The sequence below is a fragment of the Dorea amylophila genome (genome assembly GCF_025567265.1).
Classification (GTDB): domain Bacteria; phylum Bacillota; class Clostridia; order Lachnospirales; family Lachnospiraceae; genus Dorea_A; species Dorea_A amylophila.
Map to the genome: position 1 here is coordinate 154,641 of NZ_JAOQJW010000002.1, position 21,026 is coordinate 175,666.

The 21,026-nt window shown below is 40.3% G+C and carries 22 protein-coding genes and 1 pseudogene; 20 read left to right on the top strand and 3 right to left on the bottom strand.

The genetic code is table 11. The features are described 5' to 3' along the window. Positions 1-51: 51 nt before the first annotated feature. The 18 genes and pseudogenes from OCV72_RS01795 to OCV72_RS01880 all read left to right on the top strand — a co-directional run bounded on the left by OCV72_RS01795 (position 52) and on the right by OCV72_RS01880 (position 15,821). Entirely contained in the window at positions 52-486 is a 435-nt protein-coding gene (locus OCV72_RS01795) for a helix-turn-helix transcriptional regulator (protein WP_007886453.1), read from the top strand. Positions 487-1,020: 534 nt separating this feature from the next. Then, complete coding sequence (locus OCV72_RS01800) at positions 1,021-2,988, top strand: ATP-dependent DNA helicase (protein WP_007886452.1); 1,968 nt, start codon at positions 1,021-1,023, stop codon at positions 2,986-2,988. A 155-nt stretch (positions 2,989-3,143) separates the two neighbouring features. Then, positions 3,144-4,268, top strand: coding sequence for a tyrosine-type recombinase/integrase (locus OCV72_RS01805; protein WP_006426957.1), 1,125 nt, complete (start codon positions 3,144-3,146; stop codon positions 4,266-4,268). Positions 4,269-4,965: 697 nt separating this feature from the next. Next, complete coding sequence (locus OCV72_RS01810; protein ID WP_226853056.1) at positions 4,966-6,027, top strand: tyrosine-type recombinase/integrase; 1,062 nt, start codon at positions 4,966-4,968, stop codon at positions 6,025-6,027. Positions 6,028-6,148: 121 nt separating this feature from the next. Beyond that, positions 6,149-7,516, top strand: a complete 1,368-nt coding sequence (locus OCV72_RS01815) for a tyrosine-type recombinase/integrase (RefSeq protein ID WP_226853055.1) — start codon at positions 6,149-6,151, stop codon at positions 7,514-7,516. Further along, positions 7,491-7,874, top strand: coding sequence for a DUF6262 family protein (locus tag OCV72_RS01820; RefSeq protein ID WP_015513361.1), 384 nt, complete (start codon positions 7,491-7,493; stop codon positions 7,872-7,874). The genes OCV72_RS01815 and OCV72_RS01820 overlap by 26 nt, the downstream gene beginning before the upstream one ends. Positions 7,875-8,014: 140 nt before the next feature. After that, on the top strand, positions 8,015-8,758 hold the full coding sequence (locus tag OCV72_RS01825) for a hypothetical protein (RefSeq protein ID WP_006426953.1): 744 nt from the start codon (positions 8,015-8,017) through the stop codon (positions 8,756-8,758). Positions 8,759-8,845: 87 nt separating this feature from the next. Next, the gene (locus OCV72_RS16720; protein ID WP_080543125.1) at positions 8,846-9,073 is read left to right on the top strand and encodes a flavodoxin; all 228 of its coding nucleotides are present in this window, start codon (positions 8,846-8,848) and stop codon (positions 9,071-9,073) included. Positions 9,074-9,217: 144 nt separating this feature from the next. Then, positions 9,218-10,219, top strand: coding sequence for an aldo/keto reductase (locus tag OCV72_RS01835; protein ID WP_055281467.1), 1,002 nt, complete (start codon positions 9,218-9,220; stop codon positions 10,217-10,219). A 128-nt stretch (positions 10,220-10,347) separates the two neighbouring features. Further along, a complete protein-coding gene (locus tag OCV72_RS01840; RefSeq protein ID WP_055281468.1) occupies positions 10,348-10,851 on the top strand; it encodes a flavodoxin in 504 nt (167 codons plus the stop codon). A 20-nt stretch (positions 10,852-10,871) separates the two neighbouring features. Further along, entirely contained in the window at positions 10,872-11,426 is a 555-nt protein-coding gene (locus tag OCV72_RS01845; protein ID WP_055281470.1) for a flavin reductase family protein, read from the top strand. 23 nt (positions 11,427-11,449) lie between these two features. Continuing rightward, positions 11,450-11,620: pseudogene (locus OCV72_RS16725) on the top strand (carboxymuconolactone decarboxylase family protein); the annotation flags it as partial. Between the two features lie 237 nt (positions 11,621-11,857). Further along, positions 11,858-12,124: a hypothetical protein gene (locus OCV72_RS01855; RefSeq protein ID WP_055281473.1), complete on the top strand. Its 267-nt coding sequence runs from the start codon at positions 11,858-11,860 to the stop codon at positions 12,122-12,124. Between the two features lie 25 nt (positions 12,125-12,149). Then, entirely contained in the window at positions 12,150-12,278 is a 129-nt protein-coding gene (locus tag OCV72_RS01860) for a hypothetical protein (protein ID WP_262568814.1), read from the top strand. An 851-nt stretch (positions 12,279-13,129) separates the two neighbouring features. Beyond that, complete coding sequence (locus OCV72_RS01865; RefSeq protein ID WP_306418541.1) at positions 13,130-13,297, top strand: excinuclease ABC, A subunit; 168 nt, start codon at positions 13,130-13,132, stop codon at positions 13,295-13,297. 7 nt (positions 13,298-13,304) lie between these two features. Further along, positions 13,305-13,826 (top strand): hypothetical protein, encoded by a 522-nt coding sequence (locus OCV72_RS01870; protein WP_055281475.1) that lies wholly within the window; start codon positions 13,305-13,307, stop codon positions 13,824-13,826. A 71-nt stretch (positions 13,827-13,897) separates the two neighbouring features. Then, the gene (locus OCV72_RS01875; RefSeq protein ID WP_055281477.1) at positions 13,898-15,244 is read left to right on the top strand and encodes an MATE family efflux transporter; all 1,347 of its coding nucleotides are present in this window, start codon (positions 13,898-13,900) and stop codon (positions 15,242-15,244) included. A gap of 55 nt (positions 15,245-15,299) precedes the next feature. Beyond that, positions 15,300-15,821, top strand: coding sequence for a phosphatase PAP2 family protein (locus tag OCV72_RS01880; protein ID WP_055281479.1), 522 nt, complete (start codon positions 15,300-15,302; stop codon positions 15,819-15,821). A 30-nt stretch (positions 15,822-15,851) separates the two neighbouring features. Here the strand turns inward: OCV72_RS01880 and OCV72_RS01885 are convergent, their stop codons facing one another. Genes OCV72_RS01885 through OCV72_RS01895 form a run of 3 tightly spaced genes read right to left on the bottom strand, consistent with a single transcriptional unit; the run spans position 15,852 to position 19,085 of the window. Next, positions 15,852-17,009, bottom strand: a complete 1,158-nt coding sequence (locus OCV72_RS01885) for an ABC transporter permease (protein WP_055281481.1) — start codon at positions 17,007-17,009, stop codon at positions 15,852-15,854. Then, entirely contained in the window at positions 16,996-18,138 is a 1,143-nt protein-coding gene (locus tag OCV72_RS01890; protein WP_055281483.1) for an ABC transporter permease, read from the bottom strand. Before OCV72_RS01890 ends, OCV72_RS01885 begins: the two co-directional genes overlap by 14 nt. Positions 18,139-18,152: 14 nt before the next feature. Then, positions 18,153-19,085, bottom strand: coding sequence for an ABC transporter ATP-binding protein (locus OCV72_RS01895; RefSeq protein WP_055281485.1), 933 nt, complete (start codon positions 19,083-19,085; stop codon positions 18,153-18,155). Positions 19,086-19,195: 110 nt separating this feature from the next. Here OCV72_RS01895 and OCV72_RS01900 point away from each other — a divergent pair, with 110 nt between their 5' ends. Next, on the top strand, positions 19,196-20,362 hold the full coding sequence (locus tag OCV72_RS01900; protein ID WP_055281487.1) for a sensor histidine kinase: 1,167 nt from the start codon (positions 19,196-19,198) through the stop codon (positions 20,360-20,362). Further along, positions 20,359-21,015 (top strand): response regulator transcription factor, encoded by a 657-nt coding sequence (locus tag OCV72_RS01905; RefSeq protein ID WP_055281489.1) that lies wholly within the window; start codon positions 20,359-20,361, stop codon positions 21,013-21,015. Before OCV72_RS01900 ends, OCV72_RS01905 begins: the two co-directional genes overlap by 4 nt. Positions 21,016-21,026 lie beyond the last annotated feature (11 nt).

Consider the following 21,026-nt stretch of genomic DNA (forward strand, 5'->3'; position numbering starts at 1 on the left):
CCATGCTCCGATTTGATTTCTATATCAAAAATCAGATCGGAGGAAAGATAAATGGCTTATAACAAGACAAGTGAAGAACGAAAGTGGAATTATTGGAAAGAACAGGAAGAAAAGAAATTGCGTGAACTGGGAATGGAAGAAGAGAAGATCCAAAAGCTGCGCCAGATGGACAGGGAAGACTTTCTGGAAGAGCGCAGATACCGGGAACATCTGGATGAAACGATGCAGGATATGGATTCCATAAAAGAAAAGGACAGCGAGCTGTTTGCAAGGGATGTAAAGGAGCTTCTGGATCACATAGGTGATAAGCGAATCTATGAACTATTGAAAGAAACGGAGCATCAGACACTGGAAATCCTCTTACTCAGTACATGGGGATATTCTGGAAGAGAAGTTGCTAAGATTATGGGAATGGCAGAACAGACGATTTATACCAAAAGAAACCGTTTGAGAAAAAAATTAAAAAATTTATCAAAAATTGAATAATTATGGCGTTTTTCGTCGGCTATTTAATAGGCAGGTAAATTTTGCCAGTGTACTTTGACAACCTCATACCAGCATTACAGGTACGTTCCCGTAAGTAGAAGCGTGGCAGGAAGACGCGAGGACAGATGAAAAGGGCATGGAAGAAATTAGACCAGAAAGTGAGAGGCAGAGTTCTTTTGTGGCGTTTTCGTTTCGAGCGAATCATCTTTAACTGAAACAGGACCGTGGCGGTCTTTTGCGAGGATCACTTACGAGGGGATAATGATACATAGGAACTGCCAGTGAGCAGAGGATGGACTTTGGGTTGTAATCAGCAAGACTTTTAGAAAATCCGTGAGCGGTGCAATGCCAAGCATCCGCCTGTAATGTTCCCGTAAGGCAATGGGGGAGTCGAGGACAAATACAACGCCAAAAATCAAAAGTATAAGAAATCAAGGAAGAATGTGTCGTTGATATCAGATACATACGGCTGTAGGGAGAAATCCTTTACAGCCGTATTGATGTGATATCAGCACGCATATCAGGTAACAAATTATGTATTACACAAGAGAATATCTCAATAGAGCGCATCGAGAAATTGATACTATTTTCCGAGTGCTGTTCCCGGAACATGGAATGGCAGTAAGGGAAGAACAGATTATGTTATGCCACAAAATGCTGGATAACCTGCTGGGAAGAAACATAGCACTGTGTGACGCGGGTGTCGGTATCGGCAAGACGTATGCCTATCTGGTGGCCTGTGTTCTGATGAGAAAATATTCCCTCCTTGCAGAAGGATGTTCCCCTTATGAGCAGCGTCCGGTCGTGATATCCACTTCCAGCATTGCACTCCAGAAAGCAATTCTTACAGAATATATCCCTTTTCTCTCCCGGATTCTTCAGGAGAACGGGACGATTCAGGCCCCTATTAAAGCTGTGATACGAAAAGGGAAAGAGCATTTTGTCTGCGATGAGAGGTTGGAGCACCGAATCGTTGCAATCGAAGAAAAAAACAAAAATGCGTTGCAGAAAGAAGCTCTGCTGTCGTTGAAAGAACATTATGATATGGACGAAGTGTCCAACTTAAGTGGGTTTGACAGAAGGATGGTGAGTGTACCGAAGTTCTGTTCGGGAGACTGCCCGAAAAGAGGCTCATGCAGGTATCAGCAGTATCTGGAGCGTTCCAGAGATCATGAAATGTTCATTCAGATCTGTAATCACAATTATCTGCTGGCTGATGGTTATCACAGGCTGCAGGATTACCGCCCGTTATTAAAAGACTACCGAGCATTGATTGTCGATGAAGCACATAAGCTGCCGGATGCGGCAAAGCAGATGTTTGGGAAGAGCCTCTGTTATGACGATATCCGAGAAATCTGCTTTTATCTTGGGAATGAGTACCAAGGCCCGGAGATAAGAAAACTGTCCGGGACGATCCGGATGGTGCTGGACATCATAGGAGAAAACCACAGAACCAGATATGGGATAAAAGAAGAATTCCACATGACAGAAGAGTGTGCAATGTATTTATATGAGGGGATACAGACCATGAATAAGATCATAGAAAAATTAGAAAAGAAGATTCCAAAGTGGATCAGAAACAAGCTGGAAGAAACCAAAAGTGTGCTGGAATGCTTTTTCCATCAGGATAAGAAGTATGTGCTGCATCTGAAGCAGGACCATGACCACCGGATTATATTGTGTGCATCCAGCAGACGGATTCCACAGTATCTGGACCAGATGTTATGGAGCAGAGGAATGGGAGCGATTCTGACAAGCGGAACTTTAAAAACCGGACAGGGATTTTCCCACATTCGGAAAATGACAGGATTACAGAGAGTGCGGAGAGTCCGGGAATATGTGGCAGACTCCCCGTTTGAATATCAGAAGAACTGTCTGTTATATCTGCCAAAGAATTTGAAGACATGCAGAAGAGAAAGTCAGGAAGAGGCAGAGATGATAGCAGGCCATATCCATTCACTGATCTGTTCGACTTACGGGCATACGCTAGTGCTGTTTACATCTTATCATTTGATGGGAAACGTTTACCAGATGTTAAGGGATGAAATTCCGTTCCCGATGATAGAGGTGTGGAGACATTCACCGGAAGAGATCACAAGATTTAAACAGATGGACAATGCTGTCCTTTTTGCAGCCGGCTCCTGTTGGGAAGGAGTAGACTTCCCTGGAGATATGGTATCTTCGCTGATTATAGTAAAACTGCCCTTTGCTGTTCCTGATCCCATCAGTGAAGCACAGAAGAAGGAATATGCCAGCCTGAAAGATTATATTCAGGCAGTGATTGTTCCAGACATGCAGAAAAAACTAAGACAGGGATTCGGACGTGCTCTCCGCACCGAGACAGATACTTGTGTCGTGTCCATTTTAGACGAGCGTGCAGGAGAAGGTGGCAGGTATCATGAGGAAGTAATGTGTGCGCTTCCGAGCTGCAAGATGGCAAAAGATATCAAGGATGTCCAGCACTTTATTCGAAACCGGAAAGGCGTGGAATACTACCTGTAACCGTTCGTGGTTCTGCTACAGAAAAAGCAGATTTTGCACGAAAAGTTTGGTGGTATTTCAAGGGCGTTTTCGGTGGGATTGTTGGTATTGATGAATAGCTATTTCGGCATGAAGTGGGTATACTGTGTATAGCGTTAGAGGAAAGGAGGCAGCTTATGATATACAAGGTGGAAACGATAAAAGATGGAACAGAAAAATATTTTTTCATCAGAAATCTGGAAACAATGAGTATTGAAGAACTGCCAAGTAAATATCTAATGCATAAGATTAAATGTAAACGTTCACCAAATACAGTGAAACGCACAGCATTTTCAATCTGCTATTATATGAAATATATGGCAGAGAAAGAAATGGAACTCACAGAAGTCTATCAGTTAGATTATGAAAAACAGACAGAACACTTTGTGGAATTTTTATACTGGCTTAAAGCCGGAAACCATACAGAGCAAACGGCTGGAGAAAAGAAGTGTCCGAATGAAGGAACCTGCAACGCATACTTAAAAGATGTGTTCAGGTTCTATTTATTTATAGAGGCAGAATATGAACAGTACGGAAGTCTCAAAACCTTATCGTATAACCAGATTATAGCGGTTAATCAGGTGGGAGTAAAAAAGGTACTGCGGAATCATTCTTTTAAAGCCTATCTGAAGGAAGAGGAACATCGTGGGAGAACAGCAAAAGAAAATCAGATTATTACAATTTTACAGGCCTGTACGAACCGAAGAGATCAGCTTCTGTTACTTATGTTAGCAGAAACCGGATACAGAATTGGGGAACTACTGGGAGTAAAATATGTCAAAGATATTGATTATAGGAATCACATGATAAGGGTATGCTTCCGGGAAGATAATGAAAATGAAGCGAGAGCCAAAAATGCGGAATACAGAAGTGCCAAGATAAGTAATGATACGTTTGAATTTCTCATGGATTATCTGGCAAAATATCGGAAAATCCTGCAACATCAGGATTACCTGTTTGTGAATATCATGGGTGAGAACATTGGAAAGCCATTAAGAGTGGACAGTGTATATGATATGTTGGACCGAATGGAAAAGAAAACCGGAGTTAAAATCACACCCCACATGTTACGTCACTATTTTGCAAATATGCGAAAGCAGGCAGGATGGGAACTGGAAATGATCAGTCAGGCATTGGGGCATAAACATTTGGATACGACTATAAAGTATCTGGACTGGCTGGATGATGAACTGATAGAAGCAAGTAATGAGTTTTATGCACAACACACTGCTATTTATGGGGCGGAACGTCTGCTGGAGTAGGGAGGTGTGAGAAATACCTATATATTTATTGCAACAGGCAGAACACATAACAGAATCTGAAGTAGATATTGAGAAGAAAAAGCAGGAACTATATTCAGAAATTGATGCACTTGGAATAAAAAGCGATTCAAGAATTAACAAATTGAAAAAGTTCTTGGCAGATAGAAAAATCTGGCATCTGGAAGAAATGGATTATCCTTTGCGAAATTCGTATGAACAATATTTAAGAGGACAGATACGATCACAAATTGTATCTTTCTATTTGAAAATATATGATACGGTAAAACAACAACATATCTATCAACAAATGCAGACGCTAAATGGAAAGCGGATATATGAATGGAAATATCAAAATAAAATTTATTTTCTGAAGTATTATCCGGAAAAGGAAATAGCTGAGACCTTTGAAACTTCTTATAAAACAAACCTATTGGTGTGGGATTTTACACAAAATTGTTCAGAAGTTTTAAAGAAACAAATTTTTTATACGTTGAGTCGTATCATTGCCAATACTTCAATGTCTAAGGCTTATAGAAATGTCAGGTTAAAATCCTTAAAACTTCTTTATGATTCTTGTGTTCAGTTAAATATTACGGATATTGGATTGCTGGAAATGGAACAAGTGGAAACTATTTTAAAGAATTTTCCCGAAACGAGTCAACGAAGTATTTTAGGTGAATGCAGAAGAGATGCGTTTATGCAGCAGGAACAGATCCAATGGGAAGCAAATGTATGGTATCTGGAACGATTACATCTTGGAAAACATCGGATAGACGAAAGTAAATCCTTAATTAGCATTTCTTTTATGGAAGTCAAGGAAATACAGAATCGAGAAATTTTACAGGCATACATGAAATATGAACTGGGAATTACTGGACAGGCAGTCAGCACGATTGTACGAAGATTTGTATGTATTAGAAATTTTATTGAACTGCTGGAACAAGAAAAGATACTGGCGATTCATGCAACTGTCGCAGAAGTAAAAAAGTATGCAGACGGCTTGCGAGAACGGGGAATACAGGCAAAGGGATTTAATGAAAGAATTTTCGGTATCGGTCATTTTTATAAATTCATGGAAGTTAAACAGTATATTACAAGAATGCCATTCCGAATTGAATATTTCCAACAAAAAGAAGTAATAGTACATCATGATCGTAGCGTTGAGGAAACAGTATATATGGAAATTTTGAAAAAATTATATCTTTTTCCAGAGCGATTACGATGTATGTTCCTACATCTGTGGTGTCTAGGATTACGGGCGAGTGAAGTGTGTACATTGAAAGGAAATGCTTATTATCAGCAGGGCGAGGATTATTGGATTCAGGTGTATCAGGTCAAAATGAAGAATTATAAAAGGATTCCAATCCCACAGGCACTTTATCAGATTATGAAAGTATACTTGAAAAAACATGAAATTCAGCCTGAAGAATTCATTTTTAAAAACAGCAGAGGTGGTGCTTGTCTATATGGTACATTCCGAACTCAGATGATAGAAGCGTGCCGGGAAAATAAGATTGCAAATGGAGAATATTTATTTCAATCACACGATTATCGACATACAGTAGCAACTATGTTTTATGACAGTCATGTATCACTGCAAAGTATCAGGGATTATCTTGGACATACTTATGAAGAGATGACAAGACAGTATATTGATTATATGCCGCAAAGGATTGCAAAAGCAAATGATGAGTTCTTTGAAATGCAAGGAAGTAGTTTAGCATCATGGCTAAAGAAAGAGGAAAAAGATGGAAAATGATATTATATACTTCAGCGATTTCCCCAATTTACAAGAAACAGGGACACGTAAGGATAATGGAAAATTTGATTTAACGTTGCTTCCAACGCAAGAATTAAAGGAAGAGTTTCGAGGTTATATTATGTATCGCTGCAAAAACGGAACGTTTAGAGCATTGATTCAGGATCGAACAGCTTATAATCATATTGCAAAGTTTTTGAACAGCAGAATAAATCGGAGAATCAAAAGCCTTGGAGATAGAAATCCAGAAAAATGGATATCACTTTTAAAAGGCTGGATGTTAGAACAGGGAATAACTATTGTAAAAGAAAAGAAGAGTGTGTATGGTACAGTAAGCTATGGCGAAGCAGTGACGATATTATATTTCAGAAACGTACTGAAATTTTTAGGGCCAGAAGATTTACGGGATGAGATAGAAAAAGATGTTTGGGAACTAAAAAATCTGGATATTAAAATCAGATCCAATCCAATTTATAATGTAAAAACACTGGATTTCAGAAAAATATATCAGCCAGATATCAGGGAAGAATGTAAGAAAGCTGTTTATATGAATCTGCAGTATGAAGCAATAGGAACTGTACAGGGAGAATTGACAATAATGAGGATATTCTCAGAATATCTCCAAAAAGAGTATTCCAAAATAAAAAGCTGCAGTGAAATAGACAGAGAAGTGTTGGAAGAATTTTTGATACATCTGTCAACAAAAGATACTTCCCATAGTGCGAATAGTTCTTATGTAATTTCATTAAGACGACAGTTAGAGACAATCGGAAAAATTTACAGCTATGAAAGATTGGAGCATTTATTTATTAATACGGATATTCCACCGGAAGTAAATGCAGAATTTAGAGTGTATTCTGATGATGAAATGAAACGACTGAATGCGGAAATTACACAGATGGATGTACAGATTGCAAGATGTCTTCTGATACATCAGATGCTTGGAACTAGGATATCAGATACCCTTACACTGAGACCAGATTGTCTGACGAGAGAAAATGGCCAAGATATGATTGAAATATATCAAGTTAAAACTAAAAGATATAAAAAACCGATCAGTAAAGAACTTGCAAAACTGTTACAGAGTTCTATTGAATATACACAGGAAAAGTTCGGTGATACAGAATACATATTTGTTAATGAAAAAGAACCTGACCGCCCGATGCAGTATATGGCTATAAAAACAAAAGTCATGTCCATGATACAGGAAAAGCAGTTGAAAGATGATCATGGCGAATTATTCGGGTTTGGAACGCACATGTTCCGGCACTACTATGGCGTCAAACTTACAGAAATGCATCTGGATGACTGGACGATAGCGAGACTATTGGGGCATAAAAGACTGAATAATGTACAGCATTACCGGAAAATGAGCAATCAAAGAATGGCAGACGAAACCAGAGAAGTAAGACAGAGGATGAGTGACATCATATATATGAGTCTGGCAAGATGGGGTGAAGAATATGAGCAAATACGACAAGATGATTGAGGAAAATCAGAGAAAAAGTAAAGAGAAAATTGAACTGGCATTGCAAGCAATACAAGATATGCTGGCAAATAAAGAACGTATCAGCGTTCCAAAGCTGATGAAGAAAACTGGATTGTCGAGAGGATTCTTTTATAAAAATCCAACCGTCCGGGATACATTGAACCAAGCAGTAGAGCAACAGGCCGGAATGATAGATCCAAGAAGAGAAATTCTGAACATGGCGATGGAAAAACAGATTGAACTGTTGAACCAGAAGGTGGCAGCTCTGAGCAGAGAAAATAAGGAACTGAAGAGAAAGAACGAAAAGTTACAGAAGGCATTACGGAAACAGGATTTGAATTTTATTAAGAACTTATAACATTGAAAATAATAAGATGGAAGAGATGTGTGCAGACACATCTTTTCATCGTTGAGGATAAAATATATAGAATGAGAATGGGATTGTTTTATGGTATACTAAAAGTGAAATGCTAACTTTGATATGAGGTATAAAACAATATGACAGAAATACAAATTAAAAATTTAATTAAAGAATATGAAAAAGAATATATTGAGTTTATGGAAATTGAGAAATTACCACAGTATAAGATAGATTTTTTTGAAATTAATGTTGAGGAAAGCGATGCAGCAGGATTCGCTTCAGCCGCCCAAGCTTACTATAATACGAAAACAGATGAACATATATTAAGGATATGCAAAAGTTCGGAAATACCAAGGTATATTGTGTTTCATGAATTTACGCATATTTTAGATACGGAAATGTATGCAAAGCAAGATTCTTGGAAATATATGGCTTTGTCTGGTTATACAGAATATCATGCAGCACAAGTTGAATTGATGATAATGTTAGGAGCAGATAGTATACAAACTCAAGATTTTTCATTTACAGTTGATGTTGAAATAGGTAATAGTACAGTTAGGAATTACCTAAACTCAAGACATCAATTAGTAGTGAATATGATGAATAGAACAGATTTTCCAAGAGATATTGAAGCATTAAAAACAACGGTAGGTGTGCTATATAATTATTTTGGAGTGCGTTCTATATGTAAAATGTATGCGAAAGATTATACTGAAGAAGTGGATAACACAATTATTATTCAGAAACTTTCAAAAGTATTATTTGAAGAGATAAATAGCTTTATGGTTGGATGGTTTAATGAAGCACAAGTAGAGCTGAGCTTTGTGTCATATATGAAAATAATGTGGCCTATGCTTCAAAGCTATTTTGGAAAAGAATGAAAGATAGTAACAGTAAACACAGTTTTGTATACAGTTAAACCCAGTAAAATCAACGCATGAGGGGAACTGGCTACATTTTACTATCCTATCTGGTGGGGAATTGCAGCATGGCCAGTAGATAACTTTGTAAAAGAGAATGACTTTACAGGAAAAACAGTCATCCCATTCTGTACAGCAGCGACCTCGGGAATCGGTGACAGCGGTAATCTTCTGGAAGAGATGACAGGAACAGGTGACTGGAAAGAAGGGGAACGATTCCATGGTGGAGCGTCTGAATCAGATATCAGTTCATGGATAGACAGTCTTGGATTATAAAAGGATATAAAAATATTTGGAGGAATCGTAATAAGTAAGACATAACCTTTAGGTTTAAACTGCCTAACAAAGAGAGACTTCTGTCCGGAGTCTCTTTTTCTTATACTTACAGTAAAGTTTGAAATATAGAAAAGGAAGATAAAGATGGAGAAAAGAATTTTAGGAAGAGACTTAGAAGTATCAGAAATCGGATTTGGATGTATGGGAATGAGTCATGCATATGGAACTGTTTCAACACAGAAAGAAGCAGAAGAATTGATTGAAAAAGCGATTGATGAAGGCTGCACATTTTTTGATACGGCAGAGATATACGGAACAACAGAAGACCCTCATCACAATGAAAAACTGCTTGGGGAAGTGTTAAGGCCATATAGAAACAAAATTGTCCTTGCATCAAAGTGTGGGATACGTTTTGATGAAACTGCAACAACTGTAAATAAACCTTTGATTCCTGATGGACGACCGGAGACGATTAAGGCATCGATTGAGGGATCTTTAATGAGACTTAACACAGACCATCTTGATTTATATTATATTCATCGTATTGACATGACTGTACCGATTGAAGAGACGGCAGGAGCTATGAAGGAGTTAATGGAGCAGGGAAAAATCACACACTGGGGGTTATCAGAAGCCAGTGAAGAGATTATTCGACGTGCACATAAAGTATGCTCGGTTACAGCGATTCAGAACAGATATTCCATGATGTACAGGGATTATGAGAAATTATTCCCGGTGCTTGAAGAATTGAAAATAGGATTTGTTGCATTTTCGCCGCTTGCAAATGGATTACTGACAGCAGCATATCATTCCCATAGGGAATTTGAAAAGCAGGGAGATTATCGAAGCGCAATGCCACAGTTTACAGAAGAAGGATTAAAGGAAAATAATGAATTTATGTCCTGGATGAAAGTGATTGCAGAAGAAAAAAATGCCACGCCTGCACAGATTTCTCTTGCCTGGATGATTGCAAAGAAACCATATATCGTACCAATTCCGGGAACAAGAAAAGTAAATAGACTGGAAGAAAATATGGAATCAGCAGATATAAAGCTGACTCAGGATGAAGTAAAATCTATTGATGAGATGCTCGCCCATATGCCGATGTCGCAGGTGTTTGGAGGTTCAAAAATACAGAAGAAATAAAAGAGGTGAGCAATGAAAACAAGGAAAAAGATAACCATCGGGGTAATAGTGGCTTTCTTAGCGGTAGTCATGGTGGGTTATATCTATCTGTTTACAGGGACTAAAATAAGTAAAGGAGAATAGAGATAATGAAGAAAATGTTAGTTGTATATTATTCCTGGTCAAATGGAAACACGAAAAGAATTGCAGAGCAGCTGACTAATGGGACAGGTGCAGATATTGCGAGAATCGAAACAACAGAGCCATACAGCGGCAGTCATGAAGATGTGGTTGAACAGGGAAAAAGAGAGGTAGAGGCAGGCTTTATGCCTCGGATCAATCCGATATCTGTAAATCTTGCTGATTATGATGTGATTGCTATCGGAACTCCAACGTGGTGGTATACGATGGCACCTGCAGTGCTTACATTTTTGACAACAAATGATTTTACAGGAAAGACAGTGATTCCATTTATGACAAATGGTGGATGGCCGGGGCATGTTATAAAAGATATGGAGGAAAATTGTAAAGGAGCTGCCTTTGCACATGAAATGCAGATTCAGTTTGATTCCAAAGGAAAAGATCATCTGGAAACTTCAGAAGAGGTGATTACAGAATGGATTGGGCAGATAAATACTGATATAAACAAATAACCATAAGGAGAGATAAAACAATGAGAAAAAATTTTGGAGCAAAGCCATTTTTATATCCACAGCCGGTTATGATTCTGGGAACCTATGATGAAAATGGAAAGGCAAATGCAATGAACGCTGCATGGGGCGGAATTGTAGGTGCAAATGAGATTATTGTAGATTTGTCTGCCCATAAGACAACAGACAATATTATAAAAAATAAGGCTTTTACAGTAGGGGTGGCAGATCTTGAACATCTGGTTGCCTGCGATTATGTGGGAATTGTTTCTGCAAATAAAGAAGCATATAAGATGCAAAAAGCAGGCTTTACTACAACGAAGAGTGAATATGTAAATGCACCAGTCATCAATGAACTTCCATTGACTCTTGAGTGTGAACTTGTAAAAGTTATTGATGAAAGCAAGTATCTTGCAGAAATCAAAAATGTAAGTGCAGATGAAAAATATCTCGGTGATGACGGAGAAATTGATCTTAGTAAATTTACACCAATTACATATGATCCGGTACATCACGGATATTACAGACTTGGAGAACGTGTGGGAAATGCTTTTAAGGATGGAGCAAAGTTAAAATAAGGACAGGTGATTAAAGTGAAAAAATTGTACAGACAGCAGGAAGAAACGCACTGAATGAATTTGCACCACAGTTTGCATATTTTAATGATGATGTTTTGTTTGGAGAAAACTGGAATAATCAGGATATTGATGTAAAGACAAGATGTATAATAACAGTCACAGCACTTATCGCTTCAGGAATGATTAATACATCTTGTATCAGATTTTTACCTATGTAAAAACCGCAGCTATCAATTTGGAGAAAAAGAGAATACAGTTTCAGGGATGCTTCTTTACGCGAAGACGGAAGAAGAAATCCAACCGGACAATGTATATCAGATGCATGGTAGTCGGATAAGTGTTAAGATGCTTGATTTGAATTTGCCGTTTGCAGAGATTGCCAGTCAAATGGATAGAATTGTGGAGACACATTTTTCTGGATTAACAAAGGCATGTTCTATGCAATCAGTCAGAAAATACCTGGATTAGAAATAAAAGCCGGTATAGGAGAACTTACTTCGGAAAATGTAGTTGTACAGGCAGATAAATTTATCCAGACAGCAGATGCCGGACAAAGATTTATATTGCGTCTTGGAGTTGTAGCTGTTCCGGTAATTTCTATAGGAGCTGCGTACATACTGATTAAACGGAAATATATTATTGACGAACGTAAGTATGAAGAACTGGTATCGGAAATAAAAAGCACAAATAAAAAATGATTCAATAATAAAGCGGAGCAATAGAATGAAAAAAAGAATTATCGTCGGTATATCCATTGCAATATTATTATGTAGTGTTGTTTTTTATGTGGCAGTTCAAAGAAAAAGTTCATTTGTTGAAGGAGTCGTTATCGAAAAAAATGAGCAGTTTTAAATACTAGAAACAGATATACAAGAAGAAATAATCTGTTATTGGCCAGAAAGATATGATTATTCAGTTATATCGCCGGGAGATAATATAAAAGTTTATTATAGTGGCGAAATTTGGAAAACGAGTCTTGCACGAATAAAAAATGTAAAAGAGATTGAAAAATAATATCCTTGCAAACAGGAAAGAGCGAATATAAAGAAAAAATTTTATTGATTTTTTACAGAAATTGAATATAATATAGTTGAACAAAGAGATTTGTTCAATTTGAAGTGCGTTGCTACTTTGAGTGCAAGCCTTTAATTTAAGTACTTCACTACTTTGAATGTGAACCTTTAATTTAAGTGCTTCGCAGCTTTGAATGCGAACCGTTAATTATCAGGGAGATAAGTGTATATCTCCCTGTTTTGCTTTGCCGCGGAGGATAAATATGGATTTTTATCGTATAAATGAGAAATACAATCAGTTTCTGTAAAATTATGAAAAAGAGAAAAGAGGAGTTACAAAAGTACCGAATATCAGATATACAGATTGTAATAAATTTGCTTTTGGTGTGGTTATGCAGATAAATGGAATGAACTATTTTTAATTAAATGTATTTATAACATATTGAAAAATACAGTACATAAAACATAAAAAACCACAAACCCAGATCTCCCCACACCTCTCACAAACTCAAGTGATGTGTCCAACGGGGAGATTATTTTATTGACAAAAAGAAGGAATCCCCCATGAACCAACAAGAAATATTCACATACATCCAAAAGCAATACCCCACCCGAAAGAACAACTTTCATGGAGGTTCAGGCAGAGCCGGACATGATAGGTAACTACAGCGAAATGTAGCACCTGTCATTGTGATCGAGCGTGATCTGGATGTGATGAAGAATGCAGATTACATGATTGATATGGGCCCGGGAGGTGGAGATGCCGGGGGAACGATTGTAGCAGCAGGCACGCCAGAGGATATTATGGCGTCAGAACAGAGCATAACCGAAAAATATCTGAAAACAGAAAGAGGATAAAAATTACATGAGAACATATAAAATACGTTTATTAAAATGCAGCGGAAAAGACCAGAAGATATCCGCTTATCTGCAGCTTCTGACAGGCCTCGATAAAGTGATGGCTAACCGCATCGTATCGAACCTTCCAGCCACACTGTTTGATAATCTGGACGAAGAAGGCATGGAATATTTTAAAGAGGTGTTTGATTTTTATGAAGTAGAATACGAGATCACACCACTGGAAGAAACATGTGAGGTGTGCGGCTATCCATCCAGACAGGTCATTGTACTTGGGAGAATTGTAGAATATTATGGTCAGAGAAATGGCTTCTTACAGCTTGCGAAAAAATATAATTTTGAAACGAAGGAAGACCTGTCTATGGCACCATTTCTGATCCGGGATGGTATGGATGCGGAGAAAGCCGTTAAGCTTCAGCAGGAACTGACCAACATCGGAATCCGTTCACAGGTTATCCGCAGCGGAAGTCCGGTGACAGAAAGAAAGCGGAAAAAATTCTTTCAGAGATTGCTCTCTTCGGAAGTATGATCTATAATGAGCGGTGCATGTTTTCTTGTAAAGAGAAAATCATACTGAAAAAGGAAGGACATTGAGAAAGAATGAAAGATTTAACGAAGGGAAAGCCCTCGGCACTGATACTAAGTTTCGCATTACCGATATTTTTAGGAAACTTATTACAGCTGACCTACAGTCTGGTAGATACCAGGATTGTCGGCTCGTTTCTGGGAGAAGATGCACTGGCAGCAGTAGGTGCGACCAGCACACTGAGCGGTCTGATCATCGGATTTTTACTGGGATTATCCAACGGATTTGCGATTATTACCGCACAGAAATTTGGTGCGAAGAACATCGCAGATATGAAAAAGTCCTTTGCAATGTCGCTTGTGATCGGGACTGGAATATCCATTTTATTTACGATAGCAGGACTGCTATTTTTGAAACCGATCTTACATTTCTTAAATGTGCCAAAGCATCTGGTTCCGGTGGCGAAAGGATATATCGCGATCATCATAGCAGGACTGCTTGCAACATTTTTATATGATGCCTGTGCGGCGACGCTTCGTGCAATCGGAGATGCAGTAACACCATTGATCATTCTGGCGATATCTGTAGCACTGAATATCGTGGGGGATCTGTTCTTCGTTGTGGTATTGAAGACTGGCGTAAAAGGAGCAGCAATTGCAACTGTACTGGCACAGATCATTGCATTTGTGATCTGCTGGATCTATATGATTAGAAAATATGAGATATTAAGGCTTCAGAAAGAGGATTTTAAAGATCCAAGTCCAATCATGGTAAAAGAGATGATAAGTGCCGGAATGTCGATGGGATTTATGAGTTCTCTGGTTAATATCGGTACTTTGACATTACAGACGGCGATCAATAAGCTTGGAAAAGACATTATCATTGCCCATACAGCGGCGAGAAAGATCTCGGAGATATTCATGATCATGTTCAGTGTATTCGGACAGACGATGGCAACTTACTGTGGACAGAACATGGGAGCAGGGAAGATCGACCGTGTGAAGAGAGGCATCTGGCTGGCGATTGTCTACACTGCGATCTGGTCAGGACTTACGATCATTGCAAGTTATACGATCGGAGGATGGCTGGTATATCTGGTAACCGGAAGTTATAATAAGACAGTAATCTTAAATGCAACAAATTATCTGAAGTTTGATACGCTGTTTTATATTGTGACTACCTTGATCTGTATTTTAAGAAATGCGATGCAGGGATTAGGAGATCATATTACACCACTGATCTCCAGCGGCCTTGAGATGGCAGGGAAGATCGTGATCGCGGCCACTCTGGTTCCGTGGCTTGGATATACGGGTGTGATCATCTGTGAACCGATCGTGTGGTTCATTATGGTAATCCCGCTTTTGATCCAGACATTCCGGATGCCGGTACTCAGGACAGAAAAGACAGATGGAAAAATATAGAGGGGAAATATAAAAAAATATAAATAAGAAAAATCAATTTGAGAGGATAAGATAGATGGAGATACATATTCTTGATATGATCCAGAATTTAAGAACGCCAATAGGAGATGTGGTTGTTCCGCTCATTACCAGACTTGGAGATGCGGGAATCATATGGATCATTCTGACGGTATTATTACTGATCATTCCGAAGACAAGAAAGACAGGGGTGATCATGATGGCGGCATTGCTGGTGGATGTGCTGCTCTGCAATGTGCTCATAAAGAATCTGGTGGCAAGAACCAGACCATTCGATGTCAATACAGCAGTACAATTATTGGTCGCAAAGCCGCGGGATTACTCTTTCCCGTCGGGACACACGGCGGCTTCATTTGCTTCGGTTACGGCATTGTATCTTGCCGGAGAGAAGAAGATGTGGAAAGCGGCTCTTGTACTTGCGGTTCTGATCGCATTATCAAGATTGTACCTGTATGTGCATTATCCAACGGACATCATTGGTGGTGTGGTATTCGGAAGCCTTTCCGGATATCTGGGCTATAAGATTGTGGAATGGATACAGAAGAAAAAGATAAAATAGAGATAGAAAAAAAGAGCAGGGCAGGCAGCATTATGCTGTCTGCCTTGCTCTTTTACTGACTACCAATGCGATACAGAAGATCGCAGCGGCAAAAAGTAACTGGATTCCATAGTTGCGGTATAAGAGTTGTCTCTGTGCCTGAGTGAGAACAGCAGAGTTGTTCAGCAAATTGTTACTGATCTCATACCAGTAGACCGGAAGAAAATGAGCCACGGTTTTCACGCCTTTTCCCATGATATCAAGTGGAACGAATACGCCGCACAGGAAGCTCATGCCAAGTGTGACAACATTTACGAGGGCAGTCAGGATATCTTCTTTGGTGATAAATGTACCAAGAAGGAAGGAAAGCGCAAGGCCGACCAGAAGCAGGGTCAGGCTGTTTAGCATATAATATGGCATCTTTGGCGACTGGAAAAATGCTTTCCGGTAAAAGAAGAAAGCAGGAATCCATGTTGTAAGCATCCAGACGGAGCATCCGACTGCCAGATATCCCAGTGCAAGCTGCAGGTTCTGGCTTCTGATGGATACAGCTGAGCAAAGGATGCGTTTTTGTAGATCCGGCTGATGGAATGCGATCATGATCAGCCCCATTACATAACACAGAATGGAGATTAACACATATGGCAGATACTGATACATGTAACCATAACCCGGCGTCTTTTCGGAAGAAGCAGATTTTAACATCGTAACATGAGAAGAACTGTCTGCATGTTTCAGAATATATGCAGCTGCCTCTTTATCGGAATAACCACTGTCTGTCAGGACACGTGCCTGATTCAGATAGGTGTTGATCTGTTGATCGACGTAGTATCCGTCTGTGCTTCCCGGAATCTTGGATACCGGTAATTCCTGATGCTTACGGAGACAGGAGACTTTAAAATCTTTCGGAATGGTTACGATATAAGAGACATTCCGGTTAAAGAGTGCGTCCTGGAGTTTCGCAGTGTCATCCGGCATTTGCCTGACGGTATGATACTGTGATAAATATGTGGAAAGCCCTTTGGAAAGCACGCCTCCGTCATGATCAACCACACCTACCGTGAGTGCTTGGGCATGGAACCCGGTGCCGGAAGTATTGCTGTCGCTGCCGGAGGCAAGGATTCCGATCGTAAGGAAGATTGCCAGATACATAAATACCATCAGGAGATTGCGTTTGGTTATGATTAAAAATCCTTTAAATACTGTCATAACGTTCCCTCCTTATCATAAGAAATGAGAAGCTGATGCAAAGCAGGCACATGATTACAAGAATCAGGATACACCTGCGGTAGCGGACAGCATCATCATAGACACTGAGGCAGTAGAATGCATCACTTAAGACACTGGCAGGATTGATCCGGTTGATGACCGGGCAGTGCTGTTCGATCACATTTTTCATTCCACCGAACATCAGGCCTGCAAGGAAACTCGGTAACAGTGTAACGAGGACACCGATTCCGGATTTGACACTGTAGGACAGTTTGCCGGCGCATCCGATCAGGATTCCGAGACAGATACCGATCAGGGTTCCCATAAATGTAATGAGAAGAAGTTTCGGAATGTCATGCCCAAGGCTGATATGAAGTACCTGGGTAAGGTAAAGCTCCAGGATCAGGATGTTGACGAAATGAATACTTTCCAGTACCAGCAGATCGCCGAGAATCAGGGAAAGTTTGTGGGTCGGTGTGATGCTGCGCCGTTCTCCGAGTGCACTTAAGTTCGCCTGAAGCTGAACCGCGGAATGGATGCTTAAGTAGACTCCGCTTAAGCAGGCAAATGCGATCAGTGCGAGAAAATAAGTCAGTGTCGGATCTAAGGAATGTCCGCCTAAGGACTTTTCTTTCACCAGTGTCTGATAGTCGTTCAGGGAGGCAAGGGCGTCCGAAAGCTTTTCCGGATGCTGTGTGGCAATATCCCGGATCATGTCAGCATTTTTTTCATAGCTGTCCAGAAGGGAAGACAGAATGCTCTGGTTAATGCCATTGGAAACAATGGTAAGGGAAGGAACCGACTTCACGTAATAGATGCCGGATATTTCCTCCCGCCGGAGCGATTTTTTGGCAGCTTTTTCTGTCTTGTAAGAATGGATATCGATCATGTCCTGATCCGTTTCATTCAGAAATGTCAGGAAAGATGCTGCATTTGCGGAACTGCTGTCTACTGTGACGATGGCAACAGGAACCGGTTCCCAGTCAGTCTCTCCGGTTCCTGCAAGACCGGTATTTCCAAAGGACACATAGAACAGGGTTCCAAGGATGAGCGGAAATGCGAGAGCCCAGAACATGATAGAGCGGGAACGTATTGTCTGTAAGAACTGATATTTTAATAAATGTAACATAAAGTGTCCCTCCTTTAATCCCTGAGTTCTTTTCCTGTGATCTCAAGGAAGACATCATTGAGAGTCGGAAGCTCGGAGAAGACGCGTCCGAATGGAATGTCCTGTTCCTGCAGGTAATTCAGTACCCGGATCAGATTGTGTTTTGCACCGCTGCAGCGTAGGATCATTGTCTGATCTTGGTATGATAAGTCAAATACATGCGAAAGGGAGCGGATATCTGCCAGGTTGTTTTTCGTTAACGCAACCGCTTCGATCGTGATCGTCTCACCGGTCTTGATCATTTTTTTTAGTTCTTCGGTTGTGCCGGAAGCAAGTACACGGCCATGATCAATGATCGCGATACGGGTACAGATCTGTTCGACCTCTTCCATGTAGTGGGAAGTGTAGATAATAGTTGATCCCTGGCGGTTGAGCTCTACGATTCCTTCCAGAATCTTATTACGGCTCTGAGGATCTACAGCAACGGTCGGTTCATCCATGATGATGAGTCTGGGCTTATGGACAATGCCGCATGCGATATTCAGTCTTCGTAGAAGTCCGCCGGAGAGTTTCTTCGGGCGCATCTTACGGAAATCGGACAGACCGGTAAATGCGATGGCCTCTTCCACGAGTTCTTTTCGTTTTTGTTTGTCTTTGATATAGAGTCCGCAGAAATAATCGATGTTTTCATAGACGGACATCTGCTCGAAGACGGCAACGTTCTGCATGACAACACCGATATCCTGCTTGATATCGTAGCTGTCCGGCTTCATATCCTTTCCAAAGATCGTGATCGTTCCTTTGTCATATTTTAACAGTGCGAGCAAGCAGTTGATGGCGGTGGTTTTACCGGAACCGTTTGGTCCGAGCAGTCCAAAGATCTCACCTTCTTCGATGTCGAGTGACAGGTGGTCAAGCGCTAACAGATCACCGTAACGTTTTACCAGATTTTCTATATGTACAAGCATAAGATTCCCTCCTTGATGATTTGTTACTTGTAGTATAGCGGATGGCTGATTATAATGGTAGTGTCACCGGTCATAAATTGAATGTGACAAATGTAATATAGGAGAAAAGAATGAGAAAGATAACAGATGAAGGATTTTTGTTCCTTTACGGAGCAGGACTTCTGGTAACAGCGGAAACAGGGATTCCGGCGGTTATCACTATTCTGTTTGCGTGTATCTATACCTGTGTGAATCTGGTAGGGAAAGAAAAGTATCTGCATTACATTATGACGATTGCTTTCGTGGCAGCTGGAATTGTTTTTAAAGAAATGTGGATGTTTCTTCCGGTAGTTTTATATAATATGCTATGCTTTTATTCTCCGGTTTATATAGGGGTTGGTGGTATAATCGTGGCCTGTGAGGCGCCGGCGTTCCGGGAATATTACGGGCTGGAAAAAGAGATGCTTATTGTTGCCGGACTGGCAGCAGCAGTTCTGTTATATGGACGGACCAGGAGGCTAAATGAATTGGAGCAGGAATATAAAAGGGCCAGAGATGACAGCAGAGAACTGACACTGATGCTGGAAAAGAAGAATCAGGATCTGCTGGAAAAGCAGGACACAGAAGTATATCTGGCCACACTGAAAGAACGGAATCGTATCGCCAGAGAGATCCATGACAATGTGGGACATATGCTGTCGCGATCCATCCTGATGGTGGGAGCGTTAAAGACTGTTAATCAGGCTGAGAATCTGAAAGTCCCGATGGAGCAGCTGGATCAGACGCTGAACGAAGCCATGACGAATGTAAGACAGAGCGTGCATGATCTGCATGATGAGTCGGTAAATTTAAAAGAAGTGATGGAATCGCTGGCAGAAGAATTCCGTTTTTGTCCGGTACAGCTTACTTATGATATGGGATATGATATTCCAAAAGAGATCAAATACAGCTTTATAGCCATTACGAAAGAGGCACTGAATAACGTGATGCGCCACAGCAATGCAAATGAGGTGAAGATTTTGGCAAGAGAACATCCCGGACTATATCAGCTGATCATAGAAGATAATGGAACGTTAGATGAGCGGATCCGGCCAAACGGAGACCGAGAAGAATATGCAGAGAAGGAAAGTGCTGGAAAGACCGGAAACACTCGAAAAACAGAAAACACAGAATGCAGCGGAATCGGAATCAAGAATATGAAAAAACGTGTCCGCATACTGGGCGGAACCATACAGATTCAGAAAGAAAATGGCTTCCGGATATTTATTACGGTTCCAAAAAATGAGGGGAAAAGATGAAGATAGTAATTGTAGATGATGATATCCTGGTGTCCAGTGCGTTAAAGACAATCCTGGAAGCAGGAGGAGAAGTAGAAGTAACCGGCACCGGACAGGATGGAAAAGATGCCGTCCGGTTATATGATGAACTGCTGCCGGATGTTCTTCTGATGGACATCCGTATGAAGGACATGAACGGTCTGGATGCCGCAGAACAGATTTTGAAAAGGCATACGGATGCAAAGATTCTTTTGCTTACCACGTTTTCCGATGATGCGTACATCGTAAAAGCATTAAAATATGGTGTGAAAGGATATCTGATAAAACAGGATTACGGCAGTATCCTTCCGGCATTGCAGGCGGTGCAAATGAATCAGACCGTATTCGGAACTGAGATTATGTCCAGAATCCCGGGATTGCTTCAGAAAGAGCAGAAAGAAAAAGAGCAGACATTTGACTGGAACAGTTACGGAATCGGAGAACGGGAACTGGAGATCACAGCACTGGTTGCTGAGGGACTCAGTAACAAAGAGATATCGGAGAAAGTCTGCTTAAGCGAAGGAACGGTCCGGAATTATATCAGCAATGTGCTCGAGAAACTGGAATTAAGAGATCGGACACAGCTTGCGGTGTATTATCTGCAGAGAGGAAGAAAATGTGATAAGAATAAATAGGAGCAGAGAAA